At 72.0% G+C, this 25,199-nt stretch carries 24 protein-coding genes and 1 tRNA gene; 10 read left to right on the top strand and 15 right to left on the bottom strand.

All coding sequences use genetic code 11. From position 1 onward, the window contains the following. Positions 1-80 precede the first annotated feature (80 nt). Positions 81-1,877, bottom strand: coding sequence for a PKD domain-containing protein (locus L2K70_RS02020; protein ID WP_236398257.1), 1,797 nt, complete (start codon positions 1,875-1,877; stop codon positions 81-83). A gap of 112 nt (positions 1,878-1,989) precedes the next feature. On the opposite strand from L2K70_RS02020, the gene L2K70_RS02015 reads away from it, so the two are divergent. Together L2K70_RS02015 and L2K70_RS02010 are read left to right on the top strand one after the other, a co-directional pair. Next, entirely contained in the window at positions 1,990-3,564 is a 1,575-nt protein-coding gene (locus L2K70_RS02015; RefSeq protein WP_236398254.1) for a dolichyl-phosphate-mannose--protein mannosyltransferase, read from the top strand. A gap of 184 nt (positions 3,565-3,748) precedes the next feature. Next, positions 3,749-3,970, top strand: a complete 222-nt coding sequence (locus L2K70_RS02010; protein WP_236398251.1) for a hypothetical protein — start codon at positions 3,749-3,751, stop codon at positions 3,968-3,970. 78 nt (positions 3,971-4,048) lie between these two features. On the opposite strand, the gene L2K70_RS02005 is transcribed toward L2K70_RS02010, so the two are convergent. Continuing rightward, the gene (locus tag L2K70_RS02005; protein WP_236399395.1) at positions 4,049-4,918 is read right to left on the bottom strand and encodes a LysR family transcriptional regulator; all 870 of its coding nucleotides are present in this window, start codon (positions 4,916-4,918) and stop codon (positions 4,049-4,051) included. A gap of 85 nt (positions 4,919-5,003) precedes the next feature. On the opposite strand from L2K70_RS02005, the gene L2K70_RS02000 reads away from it, so the two are divergent. Together L2K70_RS02000 and L2K70_RS01995 are read left to right on the top strand one after the other, a co-directional pair. Then, a complete protein-coding gene (locus L2K70_RS02000) occupies positions 5,004-6,275 on the top strand; it encodes an MFS transporter (protein ID WP_236398248.1) in 1,272 nt (423 codons plus the stop codon). 110 nt (positions 6,276-6,385) lie between these two features. Next, entirely contained in the window at positions 6,386-7,132 is a 747-nt protein-coding gene (locus L2K70_RS01995) for a septum formation family protein (protein ID WP_236398245.1), read from the top strand. A gap of 13 nt (positions 7,133-7,145) precedes the next feature. Here L2K70_RS01995 and L2K70_RS01990 read toward each other — a convergent pair whose 3' ends face one another. Further along, positions 7,146-7,757 (bottom strand): hypothetical protein, encoded by a 612-nt coding sequence (locus tag L2K70_RS01990; RefSeq protein WP_236398242.1) that lies wholly within the window; start codon positions 7,755-7,757, stop codon positions 7,146-7,148. Positions 7,758-7,791: 34 nt separating this feature from the next. Here L2K70_RS01990 and L2K70_RS01985 point away from each other — a divergent pair, with 34 nt between their 5' ends. Further along, on the top strand, positions 7,792-8,604 hold the full coding sequence (locus L2K70_RS01985; RefSeq protein ID WP_236398240.1) for an SDR family oxidoreductase: 813 nt from the start codon (positions 7,792-7,794) through the stop codon (positions 8,602-8,604). Between the two features lie 7 nt (positions 8,605-8,611). Here L2K70_RS01985 and L2K70_RS01980 read toward each other — a convergent pair whose 3' ends face one another. Beyond that, positions 8,612-8,797 carry a hypothetical protein gene (locus L2K70_RS01980; protein ID WP_236398237.1) on the bottom strand — a complete coding sequence of 62 codons (186 nt, stop codon included), beginning with the start codon at positions 8,795-8,797 and terminating at the stop codon, positions 8,612-8,614. Between the two features lie 513 nt (positions 8,798-9,310). Between L2K70_RS01980 and L2K70_RS01975 the strand changes: the two genes are divergently transcribed. Further along, positions 9,311-9,694: a response regulator gene (locus L2K70_RS01975; RefSeq protein WP_236398234.1), complete on the top strand. Its 384-nt coding sequence runs from the start codon at positions 9,311-9,313 to the stop codon at positions 9,692-9,694. A gap of 586 nt (positions 9,695-10,280) precedes the next feature. On the opposite strand, the gene L2K70_RS01970 is transcribed toward L2K70_RS01975, so the two are convergent. The 8 genes from L2K70_RS01970 to L2K70_RS01935 all read right to left on the bottom strand — a co-directional run bounded on the left by L2K70_RS01970 (position 10,281) and on the right by L2K70_RS01935 (position 18,497). Further along, positions 10,281-12,461 carry an InlB B-repeat-containing protein gene (locus tag L2K70_RS01970; RefSeq protein WP_236398231.1) on the bottom strand — a complete coding sequence of 727 codons (2,181 nt, stop codon included), beginning with the start codon at positions 12,459-12,461 and terminating at the stop codon, positions 10,281-10,283. A gap of 583 nt (positions 12,462-13,044) precedes the next feature. Beyond that, positions 13,045-13,120, bottom strand: a tRNA-Ala gene (locus L2K70_RS01965). Between the two features lie 180 nt (positions 13,121-13,300). Further along, positions 13,301-14,227: a divisome protein SepX/GlpR gene (sepX, locus tag L2K70_RS01960; protein WP_236398229.1), complete on the bottom strand. Its 927-nt coding sequence runs from the start codon at positions 14,225-14,227 to the stop codon at positions 13,301-13,303. Positions 14,228-14,287: 60 nt separating this feature from the next. Beyond that, positions 14,288-14,848 (bottom strand): GNAT family N-acetyltransferase, encoded by a 561-nt coding sequence (locus tag L2K70_RS01955; RefSeq protein ID WP_236398226.1) that lies wholly within the window; start codon positions 14,846-14,848, stop codon positions 14,288-14,290. Between the two features lie 56 nt (positions 14,849-14,904). After that, positions 14,905-15,381, bottom strand: coding sequence for a MogA/MoaB family molybdenum cofactor biosynthesis protein (locus L2K70_RS01950; protein WP_236398223.1), 477 nt, complete (start codon positions 15,379-15,381; stop codon positions 14,905-14,907). Next, entirely contained in the window at positions 15,378-15,860 is a 483-nt protein-coding gene (moaC, locus tag L2K70_RS01945) for a cyclic pyranopterin monophosphate synthase MoaC (RefSeq protein ID WP_236398220.1), read from the bottom strand. The genes L2K70_RS01950 and moaC overlap by 4 nt, the downstream gene beginning before the upstream one ends. After that, positions 15,860-17,101, bottom strand: coding sequence for a molybdotransferase-like divisome protein Glp (gene glp, locus L2K70_RS01940; protein WP_236398217.1), 1,242 nt, complete (start codon positions 17,099-17,101; stop codon positions 15,860-15,862). Before glp ends, moaC begins: the two co-directional genes overlap by 1 nt. Then, on the bottom strand, positions 17,094-18,497 hold the full coding sequence (locus tag L2K70_RS01935; protein ID WP_236398214.1) for a UTP--glucose-1-phosphate uridylyltransferase: 1,404 nt from the start codon (positions 18,495-18,497) through the stop codon (positions 17,094-17,096). Before L2K70_RS01935 ends, glp begins: the two co-directional genes overlap by 8 nt. A 22-nt stretch (positions 18,498-18,519) precedes the next feature. Here L2K70_RS01935 and L2K70_RS01930 point away from each other — a divergent pair, with 22 nt between their 5' ends. Further along, a complete protein-coding gene (locus L2K70_RS01930; RefSeq protein ID WP_236398211.1) occupies positions 18,520-19,131 on the top strand; it encodes a 5-formyltetrahydrofolate cyclo-ligase in 612 nt (203 codons plus the stop codon). Between the two features lie 85 nt (positions 19,132-19,216). On the opposite strand, the gene L2K70_RS01925 is transcribed toward L2K70_RS01930, so the two are convergent. Next, positions 19,217-21,862: a penicillin acylase family protein gene (locus L2K70_RS01925; protein WP_236398209.1), complete on the bottom strand. Its 2,646-nt coding sequence runs from the start codon at positions 21,860-21,862 to the stop codon at positions 19,217-19,219. A gap of 117 nt (positions 21,863-21,979) precedes the next feature. On the opposite strand from L2K70_RS01925, the gene L2K70_RS01920 reads away from it, so the two are divergent. From L2K70_RS01920 to L2K70_RS01910, 3 genes are all read left to right on the top strand, one after another. Beyond that, entirely contained in the window at positions 21,980-22,318 is a 339-nt protein-coding gene (locus tag L2K70_RS01920; RefSeq protein ID WP_236398206.1) for an FmdB family zinc ribbon protein, read from the top strand. 148 nt (positions 22,319-22,466) lie between these two features. Next, the gene (locus L2K70_RS01915; protein ID WP_236398203.1) at positions 22,467-23,099 is read left to right on the top strand and encodes an SAF domain-containing protein; all 633 of its coding nucleotides are present in this window, start codon (positions 22,467-22,469) and stop codon (positions 23,097-23,099) included. 56 nt (positions 23,100-23,155) lie between these two features. Then, positions 23,156-23,527: an MscL family protein gene (locus tag L2K70_RS01910; RefSeq protein WP_236398200.1), complete on the top strand. Its 372-nt coding sequence runs from the start codon at positions 23,156-23,158 to the stop codon at positions 23,525-23,527. Positions 23,528-23,657: 130 nt separating this feature from the next. Here L2K70_RS01910 and L2K70_RS01905 read toward each other — a convergent pair whose 3' ends face one another. Both L2K70_RS01905 and L2K70_RS01900 read right to left on the bottom strand, forming a co-directional pair. Then, positions 23,658-23,852, bottom strand: a complete 195-nt coding sequence (locus L2K70_RS01905) for a hypothetical protein (protein WP_236398197.1) — start codon at positions 23,850-23,852, stop codon at positions 23,658-23,660. Beyond that, positions 23,849-25,198 carry an LCP family protein gene (locus L2K70_RS01900; protein WP_236398194.1) on the bottom strand — a complete coding sequence of 450 codons (1,350 nt, stop codon included), beginning with the start codon at positions 25,196-25,198 and terminating at the stop codon, positions 23,849-23,851. Before L2K70_RS01900 ends, L2K70_RS01905 begins: the two co-directional genes overlap by 4 nt. Position 25,199 lies beyond the last annotated feature (1 nt).

The following is a 25,199-nucleotide window of genomic DNA, read 5'->3' as shown; positions in this document are numbered from 1 at the left end:
CCGATCATGTCAGCATCGCTGGTCGAGCAGCCGAGCGAGGACCCCACCCGGTTGCGGGCTGCTCGACCAACGGGGGCCGGCTACCTGACGACCGTGAAGGTCCACCTCTTCGAGGACCGGTTGCCGGAGGTGTCGGTTGCCACCAGCCGTACGACGTGCGTGCCGCGCGCCAGGGCCGTGGCGGGTCGCCAGCGCAGCAGCCCACGCTCGCGGTCGTAGGACGTGCCCGTCACCTTGCGGCCGTCCACGCGCAGCACGATGGCCTTCCTGCGCACGTCGGACCCGGCGTCGCGCACCCGGGCCTTGATCACCGGGCGGGCGGAGCGGACCGTGCGGACCGGCCCGACCTTCGTGATCCGCGGGGGCGTCGCGTCGGCGGTCGGGGTCGGCGGGGTCGGGGTCGGCGTGGTGGTCGGCGGCGGAATGGTGGGCGTGGGCGCGATCGTCGGCGTCGTGGTGCCCGCCACCACCACCTGCACGCTGTCGCTGACCGACAGGTGCCCGGCGTGCTCGCCCGTCGTCCGGGTCACGGTGACGGTCGCGGTGTAGGTGCCGGGAGCGGCATAGGTGTGGTCGGGGTCGGCACCGGTGCCCGTGGTGCCGTCCCCGAAGCTCCACGCGTAGGCCAGGTCCGCCGTGCTCGGCGACAGGTCGGCGCACCCGATCCGGCGGGCCGAGTTGTCGGGGTCGTGCACGACCACCGAGACGGCCTTCGGGCCGGCGCGCATCGGCTTCACCACCTCGACGGGGCCGCTGGCGCCGGCCGCGTCCGAGGTGAAGAGGGGCCAGATCTCGTTGGGCTCGGCGAAGGGCTGCGTGGTGTCGAAGCGGAAGTGCGCGCCGCCGAGCGAGTCGTCGCACGCCTGCTCGTGCACGTGGACGGCGTTGTGCGCGGTCGACGGCTTCGTCCCGGTGACGCTCAGGGTCGTGGTGGTGCGACCGCGGCTGCGCACCATCTCCACCTCGCCGGCGAGGTCGGGGTAGGCGTCGACACCCACGGAGTAGGCGTCGAGCACACCGCGGGTGGTCACCTCGGTCGAGAACGCGACCGCCGCCGGAGCGGTGCCCTGGGCCGGCGCCGCGAGCGCGTCGATCGTCGGGAGGGCGTCGTCCGTCGCGGGATCGGTGCCGGGGTCACCACCGTCGGTGACCACGACCTGGAAGTCCTGCGCGTACAGCCCGCCCTTCCCGTCGCTCACCCGCAGCCGGACGACGTACGTCCCGGGGGTCGTGTACTCGAACATCGCGTGGTCGGTGTACGACGGGGCCTTGCCCGTCCCGAAGTCCCACGAGACGTCGGTGTCGTCACCGTCGGGGTCCGTGGCGTTGGCCGTGGCGTGCACGACGTGGGGGGCGGGCCCGGTGAGCGGGTCGACGACGGGGGCGGCGGTGGGCGACTGGTTGGTCCCGTCGGCCGGCAGGACCACGATCGTGCCGGTCATCGACGGTGCGTGGAGGGAGCACTGGTAGCGGTAGGTGCCGGGCTGGGTGAACGTGTAGGTCACCGGCGCACCGTTGGGGTCGCGGTACTCCTGCAGCGCGGTGGGCCAGGCCGTCTCGCCGGCACCCGCGGGCGCCATCGAGGTGAGGTCGTGGCCCATCGTGGCGCGGTCGAACTGCCACTCGACGGTGTCGCCGACCCGGATCGTCAGCACGGGGCCGCCGGTGTCGACGGAGTCCCAGCGGTTGCCCGAGCTGTCGTCGACCGCGTCCACCACCCACGTGCGTGGCGGCTCGGCCGCGCTCGAGGTGGCGGTGGACGTGGCGGCCACAGCGGCGACGGTCAACGTCGCAGCGAGCAGGGCCAGGGCAAGGGCGGCACGGAGCGGGTGCAGCAGCACGGGCAGGAGACGGGTGGGCCTCGACGGGCGGGGCATGGCGAACCTCTCGGATGGACAACGTGGTTCGCGCTCCTGCTCGGCGCAGCGAGTCTTTGCCGTGACGCGCGCCACGTCAAGGGCGTGTCCGGCCTCTGGTTAGAGTTCCGGCGTGATCCCCACCGCCGCGGAGCGCAACACCCCGCGCTGGCGGTCGGAGGACCGGCTCGCGGGCTGGGTCGGCGCGATCTGCCTGGCGAGCCTGGCGTTCTTCCTGCGGCGGTGGAACCTCGGCACCCCGCACCAGTTCTCGTTCGACGAGACCTACTACGCCAAGGACGCCTGGTCGCTGCTCAACTTCGGCTACGTCCGCGGCTACGTCGAGGACGCCGACAAGACGATCCTCAACGGCAACGTCACGGGGCTCTGGACCGACGGCCCGTCGATGATCGTCCACCCCGAGGTCGGCAAGTGGCTGATCGCCGCCGGGATCAAGGTCTTCGGCATGGACCCGACCGGCTGGCGGATGGCCTCGGCCGTCGTCGGGTCGCTGATGGTGCTGCTCATGTGCCGGTTCGTCCGCCGCGTCACCGGGTCGACCGTGCTCGGCCTCGTCGCCGGGCTGCTGCTGTCGATCGACGGCCTCGAGCTCGTGCTGTCGCGGCTGGCCCTGCTCGACATCTTCGTGGCGTTCTTCACCCTCCTCGGCGTGCACTGCGTGGTGGCCGACCGCCAGTGGCTGCGCGACCGGCTGGTGGCAGGACGTCGTACCCGCCTGTCCTGGCGACCCTGGCTGCTCGCCGGCGGCGTCGCCTTCGGCCTCGCCTGCGGCACCAAGTGGTCGGCGGTCTACACGCTGGCCGTCTTCGGCCTCCTCGCCTGGCTGTGGAGCGCCGGGGCGCGGCGGGCCTTCGGCGAACGACGTCCGCTGCTGCGCTCGGTGGTGCTCGACGGCCTGCCCGCGTTCGTGGCCCTCGTCGGCGTCGGCCTGGTGACCTACCTCGCCACCTGGACCGGGTGGCTGATGCACGCCGACGCCTACGAGCAGGCCTTCAGCAACACGCAGTACACGACCTACGGCGGCGGCACGCAGTGGCCGACCGCGACGGAGCCCGACGCCCACGGTCTCGGCGAGGTCACCCAGTCGCTGCGCTCGCTGTGGTCGTACCACCAGGACGTGTACACGTTCCACAGCCACTTCCTCAACGACTCCACCCACATCTACGCCAGCAAGCCCTCGACGTGGCTGGTCATGGGCCGCCCGGTGGGCGTCGACGCCCAGACCGACATCCAGCCCGGGGCGCAGGGGTGCGACGCCCCCACCGGCTCGACGTGCATCCGGCAGGTCCTGCTGCTCGGCAACCCGGTGATCTGGTGGGGCGGCTGCCTGGCGATGGTCGCCTCGCTGCTCCTGTGGATCGGCGCGCGCGACTGGCGCCACGGCGTCGCCGTGCTCGGGCTTGCCACCACGTGGCTCCCGTGGTTCGCCTTCGACGACCGGCCCATCTTCTTCTTCTACGCCATCACCAGCCTGCCGTTCCTGGTGCTGTCGGTGGTGCTCGCGATGGGCCACCTGATCGGCACGTCGGACGTCCCGACCCCACGACGGACGTTCGGCGTCGTCGTGGCCGGCAGCTACACCGTGCTGGCCCTGGTCGCCTTCGCGTGGTTCTGGCCGATCTGGACCGACGTGCTCCTCACCAAGTCCGAGTGGGACGCCCGCGTCTGGTTCCAACGCTGGATCTGACGGCCGCGGTCCGTCACGAACGGAGCCCGCCGGGCCAGACCGGGGCTACCGAAAACGGGTGAACGATCGCAGAATCGGTCAAGAAGCCTCGGAGTTCGCGCATCTCCATGGTGGCGTCCTCCACGGCGACGGACGATAGACACGCCCCGGTGAGCCCGGAGCATGTCGCCAGGGAGGGTGCGCCATGGAGTCCACGTTCATCCACGTCTGTCTGAAGACCGACGAGGCTCCCACCGCGACCGGCCACGAGGTCGGTGATCGCTGGGTCTGCTCGTGCGGGGACAACTTCGTCTACCGCGAGGGCTTCAACCGCAGCGGCTACCCGGAGGTGGCCTGGTGGCCTGCTCCGGCGATCCCGCAGCCCCGGCGCGCCGGCATCCGGCTCTTCGGCCCGCGCAAGGGCTGAGACCGCGCGGGCACCGGCCCGCCCACGTCACCGACGACCCCGCCCGACCAGCCCGGGCGGGGTCGTCGGCGTCCGGGATCAGTCCGCCCACACCCCGCTGCGCACGAGGTCGAGCAGCCGGCGGGCCGGTGGGGCGAGCGGCCGGTCGGTGCGCCACGTCAGGCCGATCGTGCGCGTCGCGCCGGGCGAGGACAGCGAGAGCCCGACCGTCCCGGAGAGCCCGGCGAACGCCTCCGGCACGACGGCGAAGCCGAGGCCCGCCGCCACCAGCCCCTCGATGGTCGCGAGGTCCGCGCTCTCGAACGACGTCCGCGGGGCGACCCCGGCCTCGGCGAGCAGGCCCTGGACGAGCGCGCTGTGACCGAAGCCGGGTGGGGTGGTCACCAGCTCGTCGTCGGCCAGCTCTGCGAGGTCGACCCGTCTGCGGCCACCGAGGCGGTGCGTCGGCGGCACGATGACGACCAGCCGCTCGCGCTGGACGGCGAACCAGCCGTGCTCCGGCGCGTGCTCCATCGTGAGCCCGAGCTCGACCGCCCCCCGGTCGAGGTCGCGCCGGATCTCGTGGGCCGGCTCCTGGCTGAGCACCACCTTCACCCCCGGTGCGTGCTCGTGGAAGGCCCGCAGCAGTCGCGGGACGAGGGTCGTGGCCATGGAGTCCAGGAACGCCAGCCGCACCAGCCCGGTCTCGGGATCGAGCCGGTTGGCCAGCGTCGCGCGCAGCAGGTCGTGACGACCGACCAGCTCCCTCGCCGCCTCGAGCACCACGTCGCCGTCCGGCGTGAGCACCAGCCCGGTCGGCACTCGCTCGAAGAGCCGCACGCCGAGGTCTCCCTCGAGCCGGGCCAGTGCCCGCGACAGGGTGGGCTGGCTCGTGCCGATCACGGCAGCCGCCTCCGTCACGTGGCCCAGCTCGGCGAGCGCCACGAGCCACTCGAGGTCGCGCAGCATCACTCCGCGATCATACGTGCGACGCATGGCTGAGGGCACAAAGCGACATTGGACGCATGGACGCGGCAGGCGGATCATCGATCCGGTGACCACCGTGCAGCTGTCGTCCCTCCGGCCCACCGCCATCGAGGACCCCGCGCCCTACCGCGCGGGCACCGCCGGCTACCGCCGCGTCATGGTCGCCATGTTCGCCGCCGGGGTGTCCACCTTCGTGCTGCTCTACGACATCCAGGCACTGCTGCCGGAGCTCGGTGCGGCCTACGGCATCTCCGCGACGCACGCGACCCTCGCGCTGTCCCTGACGACGGCTGCGCTCGCCGTCGCGCTGCTCGTCGCCGGCCCGCTGTCGGAGGCCGTGGGTCGCACGCGGCTGATCCACCTCGCCCTCTGGTCCGCCGCCGCCGTCGCGCTCGCCTCCGCCGCCGCACCGACCTGGGACGTGCTGCTCGGCCTGCGGGTGCTGCAGGGCGTGACCCTCGCCGGGTTGCCGGCCGTCGCGACGGCGTACCTCCGAGAAGAGCTGCACCCGTCGGTGCACGGGCGCGCCTTCGGCCTCTACATCGGTGGCACCGCGCTGGGCGGGATGGCGGGACGCCTGGTGACGGCGCCGATCGCGGACGCGTCGAGCTGGCGCTGGGGACTGGCCGCGGCGGCCGGGGTCGCGCTCGTCGCGGCCGCGCTCGTCGCCTGGTTGCTGCCCGCCTCGCGTGGCTTCGTCCCGCGCGACCGCGGAACGGGGAGCGTCCTGGCCGGTGCCCGGGCCGCCCTCGCCGACCGCGGCCTGGTCGCCCTCTACGTGCTCGGCTCCTGCGCCATCGGGGCGTTGGTCGCGGTGTTCAACGCCCTCGGCTTCCGCCTCAGCACGGCGCCGTACGGCCTGTCCGTCGGCACGATCAGCCTCGTCTACCTCGTGTACGCCCTGGGGTCGGTGAGCTCGACGGTGTCGGGCCGCGTCGCCGACCGCATCGGACGTCGGGCGACCATCCCCGTGGGGTGCGCGCTCGCGCTCGCTGGCGTGCTGCTCACCCTTGCCGGCTCGCTGGCCGTGGTCGTCGCCGGCATGGCGGCGCTGACCGTGGGGTTCTTCTGCATCCACGGCCTCGCCAGCGGGTGGGTGACCGCACGCGCACACCTCGCCAGGGTGAGCACAGGGCAGGCGGCCGCGTTCTACCTGTTCGCCTACTACGTCGGCTCGTCGGTGTTCGGCAACCTCGGCAGCGCCGCGTGGAGCCACCGCGGCGGGGGCGGCGTGGTGCTGCTCGCCTCGGCGTTGCTCCTGACGGTCTGCGCGATGGTGGCGGTGCTGCGTCGTACGCCCGCGCTGGACGCGGGAACGACGTCGACTCCTCACCCCTAGGACCGGTTCCTCCGGCTCGCCCGCCGGGTCTAGCGTGCGAGGACCTGGGCACACCAGGTGCCCGGGGGCGTCGGGCCACCGGCTCACGGGGGACGAGAGGTGCCACTCACATGACCAGATCGACCTGGTCCGTCGTCGCGACGGCCATCGCCATGCTCATCACCACCGCAGCCGCCCTGCCGGCGGGAGCCTCGCAGAGTGCGGACCCACTGGCGGGCGCACCGGGCGTGGGTGAGTGCCGGGCCTACACCATCGAGGACCGCGAGGGCATGCACGAGAGCTCCCCGGCCGTCGACTGCGCCGGACCGCACACCGCCCTGGTGGTGGCCGTCGAGATCGTCCCGAAGAGGATCAAGCTCACCGGCAAGCCCAGCGCCCGGCTCCAGCGCTTCGTCTCCAGGACGTGCAAGGACCCGTGGAACGCCGCGATCGGTGCCAGCCACAGGCAGACCCACCTCGTGGTCTACACGGCCTCGTGGTTCGCGCCGTCGAAGGCGCAGGTGAAGGCGGGAGCGCGCTGGATCAGGTGCGACGTCAACGCGTACGACGACAGGGAGCTCGGCAACCTGCCCGTCACGACGCCGTTCGTCAGCGGCGGCATCGACCCGGGCGATCGTCGCTGCCTGACCCGCAAGCGCAACGTCGTGCCGTGCACGTCGAGCCACACGTGGATCTCCCGCGGCGTGGTCACCGCGCCGGACGGCCGCTACTCCGTCGCCCGGCAGGACGCCTTCGCCAAGCGGCGCTGCCCGAAGGTCATCAAGCGGGCCGACCGTCGCTTCCTCTGGTGGCGGGTGAGCGAGGCCTCCTGGAAGTCCGGCGAGCGACACATCACCTGCTACGGCAACGGCGGCTGAGCCCCGTACGGCGTCACCAGGAGCCGGGGAACCGCGACGATCCCGCGATCGAGAGCAGCGACACCGCGACGGCGACCGCCACCGAGATCAGGAGCGCCTCGCCGAGGTGCCGGCGACCGGGCACGAGGAGCAGCACCAGTCCCGCGAGCAGGACGAGGAGCGGAAGTACCCAGATCGGTACGACGCCGGAGCCGATCACCGCGACGAGGGCCAGCACGCCGCCGCCGATGGCCGCCTGGAGGAGGGGCACCGGTCGTGAGCCGCGCGGGAGCAGCACCTCCGTCACGGCACCGGCCATCGGCAGCTGGTCGGGGGCCAGCGTCCTGAGCAGCAGCGTCACCGTCGCCGCGTCGGCCACCACGACCACGTCGCGGAACCGGTCCGCGACGGCGTGCTGGCGGACGAGCTCGTCGAGTCGGTGCCCCCGGTCGACGCCGGGGAACCGGACGGGTGCCAGGAGCACGTCGGCGACTGGCTCGACCTGCAGCCCGGTCACGACGCGCTTGGCCTCAGCCGTCGGTGCGGTGAGGACGACGACGCTTCGACCCAGCGACGACCTCAGGTGCGCGACCTCGTCGGCCGCCGCCCGGTCGCCCACCACGAAGATGCGCTGGTACTCCGTCACGGTCCTGACGCTAGCGGTGCCCTAGCCTCGCAGGATGAGCACCCTGGGTGGAGCCGTCGTCACCGGAGCCGGCCGTGGGCTCGGCCGACTCGTGGCGGGCCTCCTCGTCGACCGTGGACACGACGTGCTCGTGACCGACCTGGACGGCGAGGCGGCGGCGGCCGTGGCCGCCGAGCTCGGACCACGCGCCACCGCGCGTGCGCTCGACGTACGCGACGACGTGGCGGTGGACGCGGCCCGTGACGAGCTGGTCGGGCGGGCCGGACGGCTCGCGGTCTGGGTCAACAACGCCGGCGTCCTCGTGACCGGACCGGCGTGGGAGCAGGACCCGCAGGCACGTCGGCTGATGCTCGAGGTCAACGCCCTCGGCACGATCAACGGCACCGTGAGCGCCATCGCAGCGATGCGTGAGCACGGCGGTCACGTGGTCAACGTCGTCTCGCTCGCCGGCCTGACGCCGGTGCCGGGCGAGGCGGTGTACGCCGCCTCGAAGCACGCCGCGATCGGCTTCTCCCTCAGCACGGCCGCCGACCTCAGGCTGGCCGGCATCGGGGGCATCGACATCTCCTGCATCTGCCCGGACGGCATCTGGACGCCGATGCTCCACGACAAGCTCGACGACCCCGGCGCGGCCCTGTCCTTCTCCGGGAGGCTGCTGCAGCCGGAGGAGGTCGTCGCGGCGGTCGCCCGGGTGCTCGACCGGCCCCGGCCGGTCACTACGCTCCCCCGCTCGCGCGGTGTCCAGGCACGTCTGGCGGCACTCGCCCCCCGCCTGGCCGTCGCGGTCTCGCCTCTCGTCGCGGCGCGCGGTCGCCGTACGCAGGCGCGCATGCTGCGCGAGCGCTGAGCCCGGGCTACTCGTCGCGCGTCTGGAGGTAGCGCGAGATGCCGAGCCAGGCGCCGACGACGGCGACGATCACCCCGCCGTAGAGCAGCACCTCGCTGACGGCCTGCAGCGAGGGCGTGGCCGAGCCACGGAGAACGAAACCGGCCGCCGCGATGAGCACCCCCACCAGCACGGCCCCGAGTGCCTGTCCCATGCTCCACAGGATACGGGGACGGGTGAACCACTGTGCACCCGATCGCCGTTCACACCGGCTTCACACCGAGCCCGCGGCGCGGCTCGTGCCGACCGCGCTCCTCACGCACCATGGAGTCACGCCTCCCGGTGCAGCCCACCTCGGAGGCCAGGTCCGAGGGCTCAAGGAGCGGGTGCTCGGGCCGTCCCCAGCCGGCTGGGCCCAGCCCGGCACCCGTGTCCGACCCATGGCCCCCGTGTGGGTCGGACACGGGCCACCCGGCGGACACGTGTGTGCGACGTGGACGCCCGAGGTGGGCCCGGCCGGCGGCGGGGCCACGCACCGGCCGGGACCCTGCGCGGCCGTAGCCGTCTCTCGACCGGACCGGCTCGCGCACTCGAGGTGTAGCGGGGTGTCCCCATCCTGCCCGGGAGGTGGTGACAGCCGGCCACCCGGGGCTGTCTTCACAACTCACCCACCTGTTGACCACCGAATGGTGACGCCCCGGGCCGCGAATGGTGACACCATCACCCCATGCCCACGGCCTCAGAACAGATGCGGTTCCTCGTCGTCGACGACAACGAGGACATCCGCGAGGTCTTCGCGCGGATCGTCGAGCGCGCCGGGCACCACGCCTCGACCGCGGCTGACGGCGTCGAGGCCGTCGAGGCCGTGCAGCGCGAGCCCTACGACGTCATGCTGCTGGACCTCTCGATGCCGCGGATGACCGGACTCGAGGTCGTGCAGTGGTTGAGGACGAACGACGAGGTGGCCCCGACGATGCGAGTCATCGTCGTCAGCGCGTGGACCGGCGACCACCGCCGTGAGCTCGACGACCTCGGCGTCGACCGCGTCCTCGAGAAGCCGGTCCACGTCGCGCAGCTCAAGCAGCTCATCGCCGAGCTCGCGGCCGCGTAGGGGCCACCGGCACGCGGACAGGCCGCAGCAAGACGCGCGGCTCCGGAGGGCTGCGCGTTGTACGCTCGCGGCGCGAGGCCCCGGCCAGGTCAGCCCCCATGCCTGGCCGGGGTCTCGTACACCCCTACTTTCGGACGCTGGCGCACTCGCCCAGGGTCGGACAGGCTGGCAGTCCCGCTCCACCTCGAACGCGCGGACCGGCGAGCCCCTGTTGCGCCGCGGTCCGCGCAGGACCCGGCCGCCGGCCCCCCAACCCGGCCGGGTCCACCTCGCGGACTCTCGGAAGGGTGATGGCCCAGCGGCGCCGGCCACCGGGGGGACAGCCGCGCCGCTGGGCCCATCACACCTACAGCGCCGCGCACATCCGTTCCGTTACGGGCGGAGGAGATCCGTCGGCCTGACCGAGCGCGCTCATCACGGCAGGTCCCCGTCTGGCTCGTGCGCACCCGCTGCCACCTCACAGAGAAGAGAGCGTGAGGTCGACGGCTCGCACGAGACCTGACCTCGACCAAGCGAGAGGGAACACGACCCGTGGCGCGAGCCTGCTAGGCCGAGCGAGGCTGGAGCTCGGCCCGGCAGTCGCCGGTCAGGGGCGGTGGTCGGTGCCCGGATGCGGGTGGGTCGGACCGGACGCGATGTTCGTGGGATCGCTCCCGGCAACGATCTCGTTGCCGTCGCTGACGCCGCCTCGGTCCGTGTCCCAGTTCGTGGGGTCGGTCGCGCGATGGTGGAACCGTCGATTGGCTCGGCCGGTCACCTCGTCACGGTCGCTCAGTCCGTCACGGTCCGTGTCTGCCTTGACGGGGCTCGACTTCAGCACTCCCAGTCCCCGCACACGCGTTCCGTGCACCTCGCGTCCGTCGGAGAGTCCGTCGTCGTCGGTGTCCGCGTCGCACGGGCTGGGCCGCAGAATGCCCAGTCGCTTCGTCCTGTCGCGTGGAACCAGGACGCGGCGGTGCAGCTGCACACCGGTGACCTCACTGCCGTCGGACAGGCCGTCACCGTCGGAGTCTGCCTGGCGTGGATCGAGGCAGCCGCCGTACTTCAGATGACGTACCTCGACGCCGTCCTCGAGGCCGTCGTCGTCCGAGTCGGCGTACGACGGATCCGTGCCCGCAAGCCTCTCCATCGCATCGGTCAGACCATCACCATCGCTGTCGGTGGTGTCGGTCGTGGGGCCGCTGCTGTTCGGCGTGGGTCCGCCGCCGTTCGCCTGCGGGACCGGCGGGGTGTCCGTGGTCCACCTCGCGGTCAGGACGACGGCACTGGTCACGGGCGTGCTGAAGGCCCAGGGCGTGGCCCCGTCGAACCAGCCGAGGAACGTGTGCCCCGTCCACGTGGGGTCGGCAGGCTCGAGGGCCGCGTCGCCGTAGGGCACCGTCTGGGGCTCGACGGCGGGTCCGCCGTCGGTGTCGAACGTGACGAGGTAGTTGTTCCTCGTCCATGAGGCGGTGAGGGTGGTCGCGCCCGTCACCGCGGAGGTGAAGTCCCATGGCGTGGCCCCGTCGAACCAGCCGACGAACGTGTGCCCCGCCCGCGTCGGGTCCGTCGGCGCGACCACCACATCGCCGTAGGGCACCGTCTGGGGCTCGACGGCGGGTCCGCCGTCGGTGTCGAAGGTGACGAGGTAGTTGTTCCTCGTCCATGAGGCGGTGAGGGTGGTCGCGCCCGTCACCGCGGAGGTGAAGTCCCATGGCGTCGCCCCGTTGCGCCAGCCGTCGAAGGTGTAACCCGGTCGGATGGGCGGCGTCGGCTCGCTCACCTGGCTTCCGTGCTCGATGCTCTGCGGCGCCACCGCAGATCCTCCGGCGCTGTCGAACGTCACCTGGTAGGTGCTCACCACCCAGTGCGCAGTCAGCTGCTTCGCTGCGGTCACGGGCGTGGAGAAGCTGTAGGCCGAGTCCCCGTCGTACCAGCCTGTGAAGGTGTAGCCGGCGCGCGTGGGTGCGGGCGGGGTGGTGGCGTTCTCGCCGCTGACGACGTCCTGCCCCTGCACCGCACTACCGCCGGCACTGTCGAAGGTCACCGAGTAGACCGGCGGCACGAGCTGGACAGTGCTCAGCGAGGCGAAGTTCACCGAGCTGGCCCCCGGGATCATGAAGTCCTTGTTGATGACGGCGAGGTTCGCGGCCTGCGACGACCCGTAGTAGAGCTTGATCGGGGTGGACCCGGTGATGGCACCGCCCGAGATGGTCGTGATGGCACTGATCGGTACCTGGAAGTCGAGGTAGTACTGCCCGGTCCCGTCGTTCGCGGGGATCCATCGCATGCCGTCGGAAGCATCGCTGTGCAGGAACGGGTACTCGTAGATCATGGTGGTCGTCGCACCGGCGGCTGTCGTCACGTAGACGTAGTCGGCGGACACCGACTTGCCGTCGACGCCCACGACGGCGCGCACCGTCCCGGACGCGTCGGCGAGCTGGACGAGGAACGCGGTACCGGTCAGGCCACCCTTCGACGGGTCGTTGTTGTCGGCCGACATGCGCATGCGGAAGAACGCGTTCGTGCCGTCACTGGTGAGGAGCACCGATGCGTCGGGCCCCACGCACGAGCTGCACGTACCGCTCGCGAGATCGCTGGTCGGCGGGTTCTCGTCGCTGTTGGTGTCACCCACGGGCACACCGCTCGTGTACTTGTACGTCCTCCACGCCGCGGGCCAGTCAGCGGCTGAGGCGCCACCGTACGCGGTCGCACCCGCCGGCGGAGCCGCCATGAGCAGACCGGCCAGAAGAGCGACGACCAGGGCGACAGCATGTGCGGTGGACATCCGTCCCGAACGGACGGGCCCACGGCCGACGACAGAGGGGTGGTGCGGGTTCACGGCGATCCTCACGGTTGAAGGTTGAATCGCCGTTACCCTCCCGTTCCCTTTCCGTTGCCGAGCGAGAACGCGTGAAGATGGCCCGATCGGACCACGAGGGCTGACCGCACGGACCACCCGGCGCGTCCGATGCGCGGGGAGGAGAGCAACCGCCTCGTACCGAGGACCCGAGCTCACCGATGATGACGGCCTCGGCCGGCCGGTGCCCGTTGCTCGAGCCACGGGACGTCTGCTGGAGCGGATGCGCAACCGCGCCGGGGCTCGATCCTCGGCCCCTTCGTGAGGGTGAAGCCTGCTACGTTCCCCGAATACACGCTCCGGTCACGGGTACGTTCCCAGTGCGGTCATTCGCCTTGGGGAGCGAATTGATCGCTGCCCCGCCGACTCGTCCCCCGTAGTCGGCGGGGCACTCCTGGCTCGACGCCGATCTGTCCTTCAGTCGCTCCGCCCGAGGGCAGGGGGACGCGACTGGCGCAGTCGAGAACGCAGGACCGCCCGCCACCTCTGCAGGTGACGGGCGGTCCTTGTGTGGTGGAGCTGAGGGGATTCGAACCCCTGACCTTCTCATTGCGAACGAGACGCGCTACCAACTGCGCCACAGCCCCATGCGCCTCACGGCGCGTCGCCAAGATACACGAGCGGATCTGGCCGCACCCAATCGCCTCATGAACTTCCACGCGTACGAGTGGACCTTCATCCGGACCCGAGCGTGGACAGCCGGCCGTGAGGCTGAACTTCCACTCGTACGAGTGGAAATCCATAGAGCGGGCGGTCGGCGAGGCGCCTCAGGCGCCGCTGGCGCGGCGGTCGTCGGCGTCGCGCGCGGTCCTGGCGGACTGCTCGGCCGAGCGGGCGAGGGCGGAGTCCTCGTCGTTGTGGCCGCTGGACCAGACGCCGGTGGAGTCGAGGTCGATCGTGGAGACCGTACGACGCTGGGCGGCGGGCTTGCCGACGTAGGTCGGGAGGGTCGTGGGCACCATCTCCCAGCCACCGACGACCGGAGCCGCCACGGGAGCGGCAGCCGGGGTCACGTCGCCGGCAGGCGCCTCGACCGGCTCGTCCTCCGCCGGCGCGGCGGGCGTGGCCGGGCTGCGCGGCTGCGGCGGCGACACGGGCAGCTCACCGGTGAGGTCGAGGTCGTCGTCGCGGTCGTCCTCGACCACCGGCGGGTAGCCGATCTCGATGGCGGCGCGGGCGTCGCGCTGGCGCCGTTCGGCACGGACCGAGACGCGGCACGCGACCAGCCAGGCGACCAGCACGGCCGCGGGCACGGCGACCCACGGCCAGGTGATCACCGAGGTCGCGGCGAGACCGATGACGACGGCGTTGGCGAGCAGGACGAGGCCGAGGACGTTGCGACGCCGCTTGGCGGCACGGCGCGCGGAGGCACGCTCGGCCGCGGGCGTCGTCCGGGCGCGGACGGAGGTCGTCACTTCGCGACGGACCTGCGTGGTCACGGTGGCGACGGGCTCGACCGGCGCGTGCGCCTTGGTCTCGACCGGCGGGCGGAGCACGGCGCGGATGGGCGCGACGACCAGGCGGGCGTTGCGGCGGTCGACGGGCTCGCGGCGCGCGAGGATCCGCATGGTGTGGGAGAACTTCTCGACCGACCGGCTCCGGACCACCTCGTCGTGGTGCTTGAGGGCCTTGGGGATCAGGTAGACGGCCCACGCCACGGCAAGGGCGACGAAGATGAGAGCGCTCAGGTCCACGCTCGCAGCGTAGGAGGGCTAGGCGGGGGTGGGGCGGATGTCAAGAGGTGTGTCGCAGAACTACTGGTGTGACTGGTGGGTCTCGAGCCGAGCGGCGATCCCTTCGGGACACTCCTCCGCCGTCACGGCGAACACCCGGTGGTCGCGCCAGGCACCGTCGATGTGGAGGAAGCGCGGCGCGTAGCCGACCTGCTCGAGGCCGAGCTTCTCCACCACCCGGAGCGAGTTGGTGTTCTCCGGGCGCACGCAGATCTCGACCCGGTGCAGCCCGACCGGGCCGAAGCAGTGGTCGATGACCATGGCGACGGCACGCGGGGCGACGCCGCGCCCGGCGACGTCCATGGACACCCAGTAGCCGATCGAGGCCCACTGCGCCGAGCCGCGTGCGACGTTGCTGACGGTGACCTGCCCGACGAACCGGCCGTCGACCTTGATCACGAACGGCAGGCTCTGCCCGCGCCGGGCCTGCTGCAGCAGCGAGCGGGTGACCGCGCGGTACGACGACGGGCGCGGGCTGGCGCCGGGCGGGACCGTCGCGTCCCACGGACGCAGCCAGTCGTTATTGCGGGCCCGCACGGCCTGCCACTCGTCGGCGTCGGAGCGGCGCAGCGACCGGACCACGACACCGTGCGACTCCAGGCGCGCGGGCCAGCCGGGCGACGCGCCGCCCAGCGTGCTCAGTGGTCGCTCCCGACTACCTGCTCGACCGCATGGCGCAGCACCGGCTCGAGCACTCCCAGGCCGTCCTTCACGCCCCCGCGCGACCCCGGCAGGTTGATGACGAGGCAGTCCCCGGCGATGCCGGCGAGGCCGCGCGACAGCATCGCGGTCGGGACGCCCTTGGCGACCCCGGCGGCCCGGATGGCCTCGGCGATGCCCGGCACCTCGCGGTCGAGCAGCGGCGCGGTGGCCTCGGGCGTGCGGTCGGTCGGCGTCAGCCCGGTCCCGCCGGTGGTGAGCACGACGCGGGCGCGGTCGGCCACCGCGGCCGCGATCGCCTCGCGCACCGGGTCGCCGTCGGGGACCACGGCCGGCTCGTCGCAGTCGAAGCCCTGGCCGCGCAGCCAGTCGACGATGAGCGGGCCGGTCTCGTCGGCGTACACCCCCGAGGCGGCGCGGTTGGAGGCCACCACCACGGCGGCGCGCAGGCTCATCGCTGCCAGTCCCCGGACCGGCCGCCGCTCTTGGTCTCGACCTGGATGTCGGTGATCACGGCCGCCTTGTCGACGGCCTTGACCATGTCGACGACCGTGAGCGCGGCGACCGACACGGCGGTCAGCGCCTCCATCTCGACGCCGGTGCGGTCGGTGGTGCGGACGGTGGCAACGATGTCGACGGACTCGTCGGTGACGGAGAGGTCGACGGTGACACCCGAGATCGAGAGCGGGTGGCACAGGGGGACGAGTGCGGGTGTCTGCTTCGCACCCATGATCCCGGCGATCCGGGCCACCGCGAGCGCGTCACCCTTCGGCACGCCCTCGCCGCGCAGCAGCTCGACGACGGTCGGGCTGACGAGCACGCGGCCGGACGCGGACGCCGTACGTGCCGTGACGGGCTTGTCGCCGACGTCGACCATCCGGGCGGCGCCACTCTCGTCGACGTGCGTGAGCCGGGTCGGGGCGGGGTCGCTCATCAGAAGTCCTCGTCGAGCCTGCGGACCGCGACCATCTCGCCCGCCGCGAGCGAGGTGACGTCGGCCGGCACCTCGATCAGGCAGTTGGACGTGGCGAGGTCGCCGATCAGGTGGGAGCCGTGGCCGCCGACCGGTGAGACGAAGCTGCCGCCGCGGTCGGAGTCGACGAGCCCGCGCACCAGCTGGACCTTGCCCTCGGGCGACGAGAGGCCGTGGGTGAGCCGGGCCCGCGCGAGCGGCCGGGAGTAGGGCAGCTTGCCCATCATCCGGCGGATCGCGGGCAGCACGAACATCTCGAAGGAGACGTAGGACGAGACGGGGTTGCCGGGCAGGGTGAAGACCGGGGTGTCGTCCTCGCCGATCGTCCCGAAGCCCTGCGGCTTGCCGGGCTGCATGCCGACGCCGCCGAACCACATCGTGCCGTGCTGCGACAGCGACTCCTTCACGACGTCGAAGTCGCCCTCGCTGACGCCGCCGCTCGTCACGACGATGTCGGCGCGCACCAGCTGGTCGCTCAGCGCCTCGGTGAAGGCATGGGACTCGTCGGGGACGATGCCGACGCGGTAGGCGATCGCGCCGGCGGCACGGGCGGCCGCGGCGAGGAGGTAGGAGTTGCCGTCGTAGATGGAGTCGTGGCCCAGCGGCGTACCGGGGTCGCGCAGCTCGGAGCCGGTGGAGATGACGACGACGCGCGGTCGCGGACGGGTGCGCACGGTCGCGCGTCCCACGGCCGCGAGCATGCCGAGGTGGCGCGGGCCGAGGACGGTGCCCTCCTCCAGCAGCATGTCGCCCTCGGAGATGTCGTCGCCGGTCGGGCGGATGTGCTGGCCGACCGTCGCCGGCCGGTCGATGCGCACCTGCGCGACGCCGCGATCCGTCCACTCGTAGGGGACGACCGTGGTCGCGCCGGTCGGCACCGGGGCGCCGGTCATGATCTTGACCGCGGTGCCGGGCGACATCGCCAGGATCGAGGACTGGCCGGCCCCGATCTCGCCGACCACGGGCAGCACGACCGGCGAGTCCTCCGACGCGCCCGCCACGTCGTCGGCGACCACGGCGTAGCCGTCCATGGCGGAGTTGTCGAAGCTCGGCAACGAGATCGGCGCGACGACGTCCTCGGCGAGCGCGAGCCCCAGCGCCTCCATCAGCGGCTGCGGGAACGCCGGCAGCGGGGAGATCGTGGCCAGGATGCGCTCGACGTAGTCCCCCACCGGGAGGAGGCCGGGGTGCCCGTCAGGCATGTTGCTCCTGCTCGTCGAGGACGGTCCCGCCCTCGACCCGCTGCGCCGCCCTCGACTCCAGCGACACCTCGCCCACGACCTTCACCCCGCGGCCGAACGTCCAGTCGCCCTCGACGGTGAACGAGCCGGCCTCGCGCAGCGACGGCGCCCCCTCGGGGAAGCGCTTGTCGAAGTCGCCGACCAGCTTGTAGAAGTCGCCGTCGAGCGAGACGTAGGGCACCTCGTCGCCGGCCTGGTCGAGCACGAAGTCCTTGCCGAGGTCGTAGACGTCGGAGCGGAGCACGAGCAGGTCGTCGGTGGTCTTCACCGGCACGAAGCGGTCGCGACCGACCTCGATGGTCGTGGCGCCCTCGAAGACCTCGATCGCCGCACCCATGGCGGTCTCGACCTGGATCACCTCGGGGGTGGACGGGTCGGCCGGGTCGAGGTGCTTGACGTTCTTGATGAGGGGGAGGCCGAGGATGCCGCCGCGTGCGTCGAGGGTGCTGGTCATCGCCTCGATGTCGAACCAGAGGTTGTTGGTCGAGCAGTACCGGTGGCGGTCGAGGTCGGCCAGCGCCTCCTTGTCCTGGTCCGGGGTCTGCGCGGTCTCGCGCAGCACGATGCGGCCGTCGCTCTTGCGGCGGGCGAAGTGGCCGCCCTTGCGGTCCGAGGGCGTACGCCGCACGGCCTCGATGGCGAACGGCGCACCGCTCTGGGCGAACCAGCCCGCCACCCGCGCGTCGGGCACGGCACCGAGGTTGTCGGAGTTGGAGACGAAGACGTAGCGGTAGCCGGCGTCCTGGAGTCGCGCGAGCAGGCCGGTGCCGCGCAAGGCCGTGTAGATGTCGCCGTGGCCGGGCGGGCACCACTCGAGGTCGGGGGCCTTGGGGTAGGCCGCCGGCATGAGGTCGGCGGCGAGGAGCTTGGGCTCCTTGTTCTGGAGGAACTCCAGCGGGAGACCGTCGACGGCGAGGTCGTCGTAGCGCTCGAGCGCGGCCATCGTGTCGGCCGAGGTTCGGAAGGAGTTCATGAACATCAGCGGCAGGGTGACGCCGTACTGCTGACGGAGGTGCAGGACCTGCCGGGCGATGATGTCGAGGAAGCTGAGGCCGCGGCGCACACACAGCAGCGACTTCGCGCGGTCCATGCCCATCGAGGTGCCGAGGCCGCCGTTGAGCTTGATGACGGCCGTCTTGCCGATCGCCTCGGCGGCGACGTCGTCGGGGACCACGACGTCGGCCAGCGCCTCCATGTCGAGCGGCTCGATGGTGTCCTCGGCGATCATGCCGGTCTCACCGTGCTCGAGGAGCCGGTAGTAGTGCGCGAACGTGTCGATCGCGACCTCGTCGACCCCCGCGTCGCGCATCTTCTGACGCGCGAGGTCGAGGCCCCGACCGTTGCCCTTGCTTGCCATGGTTCGATCGTAGGCTGCTCTCGTGTCCTCGCCACAGTCGGCCGACAGCACGTTCGCCAAGAGCGCACTGCGTGACCAGGTGAAGGCCGCGCGCAAGCGCCGCCCGCTGGAGGCCGCCGCCGCGTTCTCCTCCTCGGTGGCCGAGGTAGCCCTCGCGTGGCGCCCGGTGCGCGACGCGGCGACGGTGGCGGCCTACGTCTCCGTCGGTAGCGAGCCCGGCACCGGCCTGCTCCTCGACGCGCTCGTCGCCGCCGGCAAGCGCGTGCTGCTGCCCGTCGTGGTCGCGGGGCTCGACCTCGACTGGGCGGTGTACGCCGGCCGGTCCTCGTTGGCCCCGGCCGTGCGCGGGCTGCTCGAGCCCACCGGGCCGCGGCTCGGCAAGGACGCCATCGCCCGCGCGGACGTCGTACTGGTGCCGGGGACGGGTGTCTCGCTCGACGGCGCGCGGCTCGGCCAGGGTGGCGGGTGCTACGACCGCGCCCTCCCCCGCATCACTGCTGGGACCCCGGTCGCCGTGGTGCTGTACGACGACGAGGTCGGCCTTCCCGTGCCGGCGGATCCCCACGACGTACGGGTCGGCTTCGCCCTCACCGGGAGCGGCGTGCGGTCGCTGGAGTCACCGGATATCCGGTGACCACCACGCTTCGTGGCCGAGATCTCGGCTACTAACCGTAGGAGTCACCGGACATCCGGTGACTCCAGCCCGGAGCCGAGGGCCTCTAGTCGCCCGCCGGCTTCAGCACCAGGCGGTCCTCGGTCGCCGCGTCCACGGCCTCGCGGGACCAAGCCCACGGGAGGGTCTCGCCCTCCACGTAGAGCTCGGTCTGGTCGGCGTAGTGCAAGGACGCGGGGTGGCCGGAGACCCCGGTGAGGTTGATCCAGCGCGAGTCGTCGAAGTCGGCGAGCGAGACGACCATCCGCATCGACGGCGCGGCGGTGACGTCGTAGCCGTCGGCGGCGTTCCACGACGTCGCGTCGACGATCGACGAGCCGCCGCCAACCTGCCAGCCGTCGCGGTTGAAGAGCCGCTCGACGAGCCCGACCCCGGACTCGCCGAGGGTCGGGTTGTGGAGGTTCATCCGGTGCAGGTGGCCCCAGGTCCAGCGGCGCGGGTCGCGCGCCTGCGCGCGGGTGAGCTCGTCGCGGGCGTCGATCATCGCCTGCCGCAGGATGTCGTCGCGGGTCTCGACGGCGTCCTCGGTCGTGACGTCGTCCCACCACGGTCCGGCCGGGTCGGTCAGCATCCCGCTCACCACCAGGAACCACCGGTCGCCGCCGTCGGGCCACGACCGCTCGCGCAGGTCGTCGTGGAAGGTCAGCTCGAGCAGGTTGCGCCACACCGCGTTGAAGTACGCCGCCGGCGCACTGTCGGCGGGCGAGGAGAAGTCCCAGCCGCGCAGCAGGTTCTGGGCGTTGCGGTAGTAGCCGTTGGGCAGGTCCTCGATGTCGAGCAGGTAGGGCACCAGCGTCTCGGCCATCGGGTTGGTCGTGTCGAGCTGGAGGCGCGCCATCTCCTGCACCGACAGCTCGCCCTCGGCGAGCAGCGCGTCGCGGATCCGCGTCGAGCGGTAGCCGTAGTCCCAGTCCATCGTCAACAGGTAGGGGTAGTCCTCGCCGATGACCGCCTGGTTGGCGGTGGCGATGAAGCCCTCCTCCGGGTCGAGCACGCTGGGCAGGCCGTCGAAGGGGACGTAGTCGCCCGACCAGTCGTTCGCGCTGATCCAGCCCTCGACCGGCATCGTGCCGTCGTTGCCCGCCCGCCGGATCGGGATCCGGCCGGGTGACTGGTAGCCGATGTGCCCCTCGCGGTCGGCGTAGACGAGGTTCTGCGCGGGCACCGCGAACTCCGACGCCGCCTCCCGGAACTCGTCCCAGTTCGAGGCCCGGTTGAGCCCCAGGATCGCGTCTGCCGTGGGCGCCGGGTCGAGGGCCGTCCACGCCAGCGCGACGGCGTACCCGCTCCCGCGCTCGCCGGGCTCGTCGGTCGGCGCGTTGGCCCCCACCGTTGCGAACTGCGACGACACGTCACTGATCAGCGGTCCGTGCACGGTCTTGCGCACGCGCAGCTCGACGTCGTCCTCGCCGCGCACCTTGATCGTCTCGGTGCGCACGTCGATCGGCTCGGGCTGGCCGTCGCGGACGTAGCGGTCGTCGCCCTCGGTCTGCTCGAGGAAGAGGTCGGTGACGTCGGGCCCGAGGTTGGTGAATCCCCAGGCGATGTCGGCGTTGTGCCCGATGATCACGCCCGGCACCCCGGAGAAGGTGAACCCGCTCGTGTCGAGGGTGCAGTCAGGGGTGATCTCGCGGCAGTGCAGGCCCATCTGCATCCAGATGCCCGGCTGGCTGATGCCGAGGTGCGGGTCGTTGGCCAGCAGGGGCATGCCGGTCGAGCTGTGCTCGCCGTCGACGACCCACGAGTTGCTGCCCAGGCCACGTCCGGACCCGAGCAGGTCGGGCATCGCGTCGACGGTGTCCTGCACGCGCTCGAGCGCCTTGACCACGGCGGGCGGGTACGCCGGCCGGCGGGGGTTGCGGGTGCCGTTGGCCGTGGCGTTCTGCTCGAAGACCCCGTCGACCACGCCGCCGCCGGAGACGATCGGCGGGTGCGCGTCGTAGGGGTACTCGGGCCACAGCGACGCGATCTCCTCGGGCGTGTGGTCCACGGACAGCTGCACGCGGTCGACCTCGGCGTCCATGTTGCCGCGCAGGTCCCACGCCATCGCCTTGAGCCAGGCCAGTGAGTCGACCGGGTCCCAGTCCTCGGGCGTGTAGTCGAGCCCGGACAGCCCGAGCACGGCGTACTCGGTCGCCAGCTGAGACCCCGAGCGCTCGTCGAGGTAGGCGTTGACCCCCTCGGCGTACGCCGTCAGCGCATCGCGGGTGGCCGGCTGCAGCAGCGCCCACTCCTGCTCGGCGACGCCGCGCCAGTCCATCGTCCGGATGAACTTGTCGGTCTCCAGGGTGTCGGGCCCGAACAGCTCGGAGAGCCGGCCCGCCGTGACGTGGCGCCTAAAGTCCATCTCGAAGAACCGCTCGGAGGCGTGCACGTAGCCCTGGGCCCGCATCAGGTCCGCGTCGTCGTCGGCGTAGATCTGAGGAATGCCGTGGTCGTCGCGCAGCACGTCGACCGACGCGGTCAGGCCGGCGAGGGTCGCCTTGCCGTCGGTCTGCGGCAGCGGACGCCGTACGACGACCACCGCGGCGGCCACGACGACGATCAGCACCAGCACGAGACCGACGGCCGTCCACGCGGTCCACCGCACGGCTCGCGGCAGCCGCCGGAACGTCTGCCACCAGCTGGCGCGCGGCCCGTCGTCCGGCGCGGCGGCGGGGCTGGGTGAGGGGGTGGCTGCCTGGTCGCTCATCGCGCCACCCATTGTGCCGTACCATTGGCAGTCGAGAGGCCCGAGTGCCAGCGCGTCGCGCGGGCCCGCCCACCGGTCGTCACCAGCACCACCTTCACGACTCCCGAGGATCCTGCGATGCCCACCTACCAGTACGCCTGCACCGAGTGCGGCCACTCCTTCGAGCAGTTCCAGAGCTTCAGCGAGGACGCCCTCACCGTCTGCCCCGTGTGCGACGGCAAGCTCCGCAAGCTCTTCAACGCGGTCGGCGTGGTCTTCAAGGGCTCCGGCTTCTACCGCACCGACAGCCGCTCGAGCACCTCCTCCTCCGAGCCGGCGTCCTCGACGAAGTCCTCCTCGGACTCCTCCTCCAGCACCAGCACGACCTCCTCCTCGACGGCGTCGTCCTCGTCGTCCTCGTCGTCCTCGTCGTCCTCGTCGTCCTCGTCGTCCTCGTCGTCCTCCTCGTCCGACTGAGTCGCAGGTCTCGAGGCTCGTCGCTGGGGCTCCTCGCACCTCGACCGGCGAATCACTCGGTGGTTGTGGTGCGAGCGCAGCGAGCCTCGAAACCACGACCCTGTGGAGAGGCCGAGCGAGCGACGCCGGACCGGCCTAGCGTCGGGGGATGTTCCCGGGCCTCCCGCCGGCGCGCCGCCGGATCCGCGCCGTACGCCACCAGCTGCGGCGCCGTCGTCGTCTGATCGCTGCGGTGCTGACGGCGGGGGCCGTCCTCGCCGGGGTGCGGGCGGTCGCGCCACCCCCGCCCCACACCGTCGCTGTGCTGGTCGCGGCCCGTGACCTCCCGTCGGGGACGGTCCTCGACGAGCGCGACGTGGCCTCGCGCGACTTCCCGGCCGAGCTCGCGCCGCCCGCGGCAGAGGGCGCCGTCGCGGGACGCGTGCTGGCGGCTCCGGTGCGCAGCGGCGAGGTGCTGACCGACGTACGCCTCGTCGGTCCGGGCCTCGCCGACGCGGTGCCGGGCGAGACGGTGCTGCCCGTGCGGCTGCCCGACGCCGGGATGGCCACGCTGTTGCGCGCCGGCGACGAGGTGGACCTCCTCGCGACCGATCCCGGCACCGGCGACACCGAGGTGGTCGCGCGCGACGTCACGGTCCTCGCCACCCCGACCGGGCTCCCGGACGGTCCCGCCGGTGGCGCGGGTGGCGCGCTCGTCGTCATCGGAGCCTCGGCGAGCGAGGCGGTGGCCATCGCCGGTGCCGCACTGGGACAGTTCCTGACGGTGTCGTGGAGCCGCTAGCGTGGCGGGCGTTCACTGATCCGTGGCCTCTTGGGGCCTGACACCGGGGAGACAGCATGACTGGATTCAAGAACTTCATCCTTCGCGGCAACCTCGTCGAGCTGGCCGTCGCGGTGATCATCGGCACCTCGTTCGCCGCGGTCGTCACGGCGTTCACCGCGATGTTGCTGTCGTTCGTCGCGAAGATCACCGGTGGCTCGCAGCCCAACTTCGACTCATGGGCACCCGGCGACATCGCCGTCGGCCAGTTCCTGACGGCGGCCGTCGCCTTCCTCATCCTCGCGGCTGTCGTCTACTTCTTCGTCGTCACGCCCTACACGAAGGCCAAGGAGCGCTTCTTCCCGACCGAGGACAAGGGGACCCCGGCCGACGTGGCCCTACTCGAGGAGATCCGCGACCTGCTCAAGACCCGCGGCGGCGCCGTCTGAACGTCGTACGACGCCACGCACTGGTACGAACGGCTCGCCCTCCGGGGCGGGCCGTTCGTCCGTCTGCGAGGTAGTCCCCATCACGTGGGTCGTGCGGGCCGGTCGCGAACGACCCAACTGACGGGGACCATCAGCCGTGGTGCGGGGGGACCTGCTCGCGGTACCAGTCGTCGCCCTTGCCGGAGCGGTCCTCGCGGGGGTCGACGTCGTCGCTGGTCTGGTCGGGTACGGCGTCGCCGAAGGCCGCGGCCAGGCGACGGCGTCGCTCGCGCTCGGCGTCCCGCTGGTCGGACGACTGGTGGTCGGCGTCGTCGGAGGTGGTCACGAGCAGACTCCGGGGACCGGGTCCTCCTCGGGCGCGGTCGTCTCCGACGGCGTCGCGGGCGACGGCGACTCGGACGCGGTCTCGGTCGGCGTCGAGGGCGTCTCGCTCGTCGTCTCCGACGGCGTGCTGGACGGCGTGCCGGACGGCGTACCGGTCCCGCTCTCGCCGGCCGTCGGCGTCTCCGTCGATCCGGGCGGCCCCTCGGCGCTGACCGAGGTGTCGCCGATCAGGCTCTTGGGCAGCACCTTGTCCTCGGTGAGGAGCTTCCAGATCTCGGTGGCCTGGTCGGTCCAGCGGACGCGGCCGAAGAACTCGCTGTCACGCGGGTAGTACTCGGTCGGCAGGGTGATGAACTGGACCTTGTCGAGGCCGATGTTCTGCAGCTGGAGCGCGACCCGCGCGATCTTGGTGACGTCGGCGAACTCGTCGTCGGTGGTCAGCGCGTTGGTGGCGGCGTTGAGGAACTTCACGACCTTGTCGGGTCGGGTCAGGGTGCCGGCCGACTTCACCTCACGCACCAGCGCGCCGATGAACTCCTGCTGGCGGCGGATGCGCGAGATGTCGTTCTGCTGGATCAGCTCCCCGACGTAGCGCGCCCGGACGTAGTCGAGCGCCTCGTCGCCGGTGAGGAGGGACGGGTTGCCCTTCGGCACGAAGATCTGGTGCTTGCGGTCGACGATGTCCTCGGGCACGCAGACGGGCACGCCGCCGACGGCGTCGACCATCTTGCCGAAGCTGCCGAAGTCGACGACGACGAAGTGCTCGACGCGGATGCCGGTCATCTGCTCGAGCTGCGACATCGTGCAGAGCGGGCCGCCGTTGTCGTAGGCGGCGTTCCACATGACGTCGGTGCCGCCGGTCGTGCAGGCGTCGTTGTCCGGGCGGTCGACGATCGAGTCGCGCGGGATGGAGACGGCGTACGCCCGGCTGCGGTCGGCGGAGATGTGCACGAGGATGGAGGTGTCGGAGCCACCGCCGCCCTCCTGGTCGATGTCGCACCCCTCGCAGTCGCGCGAGTCCGAGCCCATGACGAGGATGTCGAGCGGCTCGCCGTTGCCCTTGTAGACCTCCTGCGGGCGGTCCTCCTCGCTCAGGACGTCGCCGATCGAGACCCCCTCGATGTTGCCGTTGAGGTGGCGCACGAAGTAGACGACGCTCAGCGCGGTGACGAGTGCGAGGGTGAGCGCACTGATGAGGACGACGCGTCCGACGGTGTGCTTGCGGGCGACCTTGCCCCGGCGCTTCGGCCCGTCCGATGGAGCGGTTGAGGGAGCGGTTGGGTGAGCCGTCGAGGACGGCCCGGGAGGTGCGTCCGACGGCGCCTCCGGGCGCGACTCATCCGACACG

Origin of the sequence: Nocardioides potassii (genome assembly GCF_021648885.1) — a bacterium.
Classification (GTDB): Bacteria; Actinomycetota; Actinomycetes; order Propionibacteriales; family Nocardioidaceae; genus Nocardioides; species Nocardioides potassii.
This window is presented reverse-complemented; position numbering and strand designations above follow the sequence as displayed.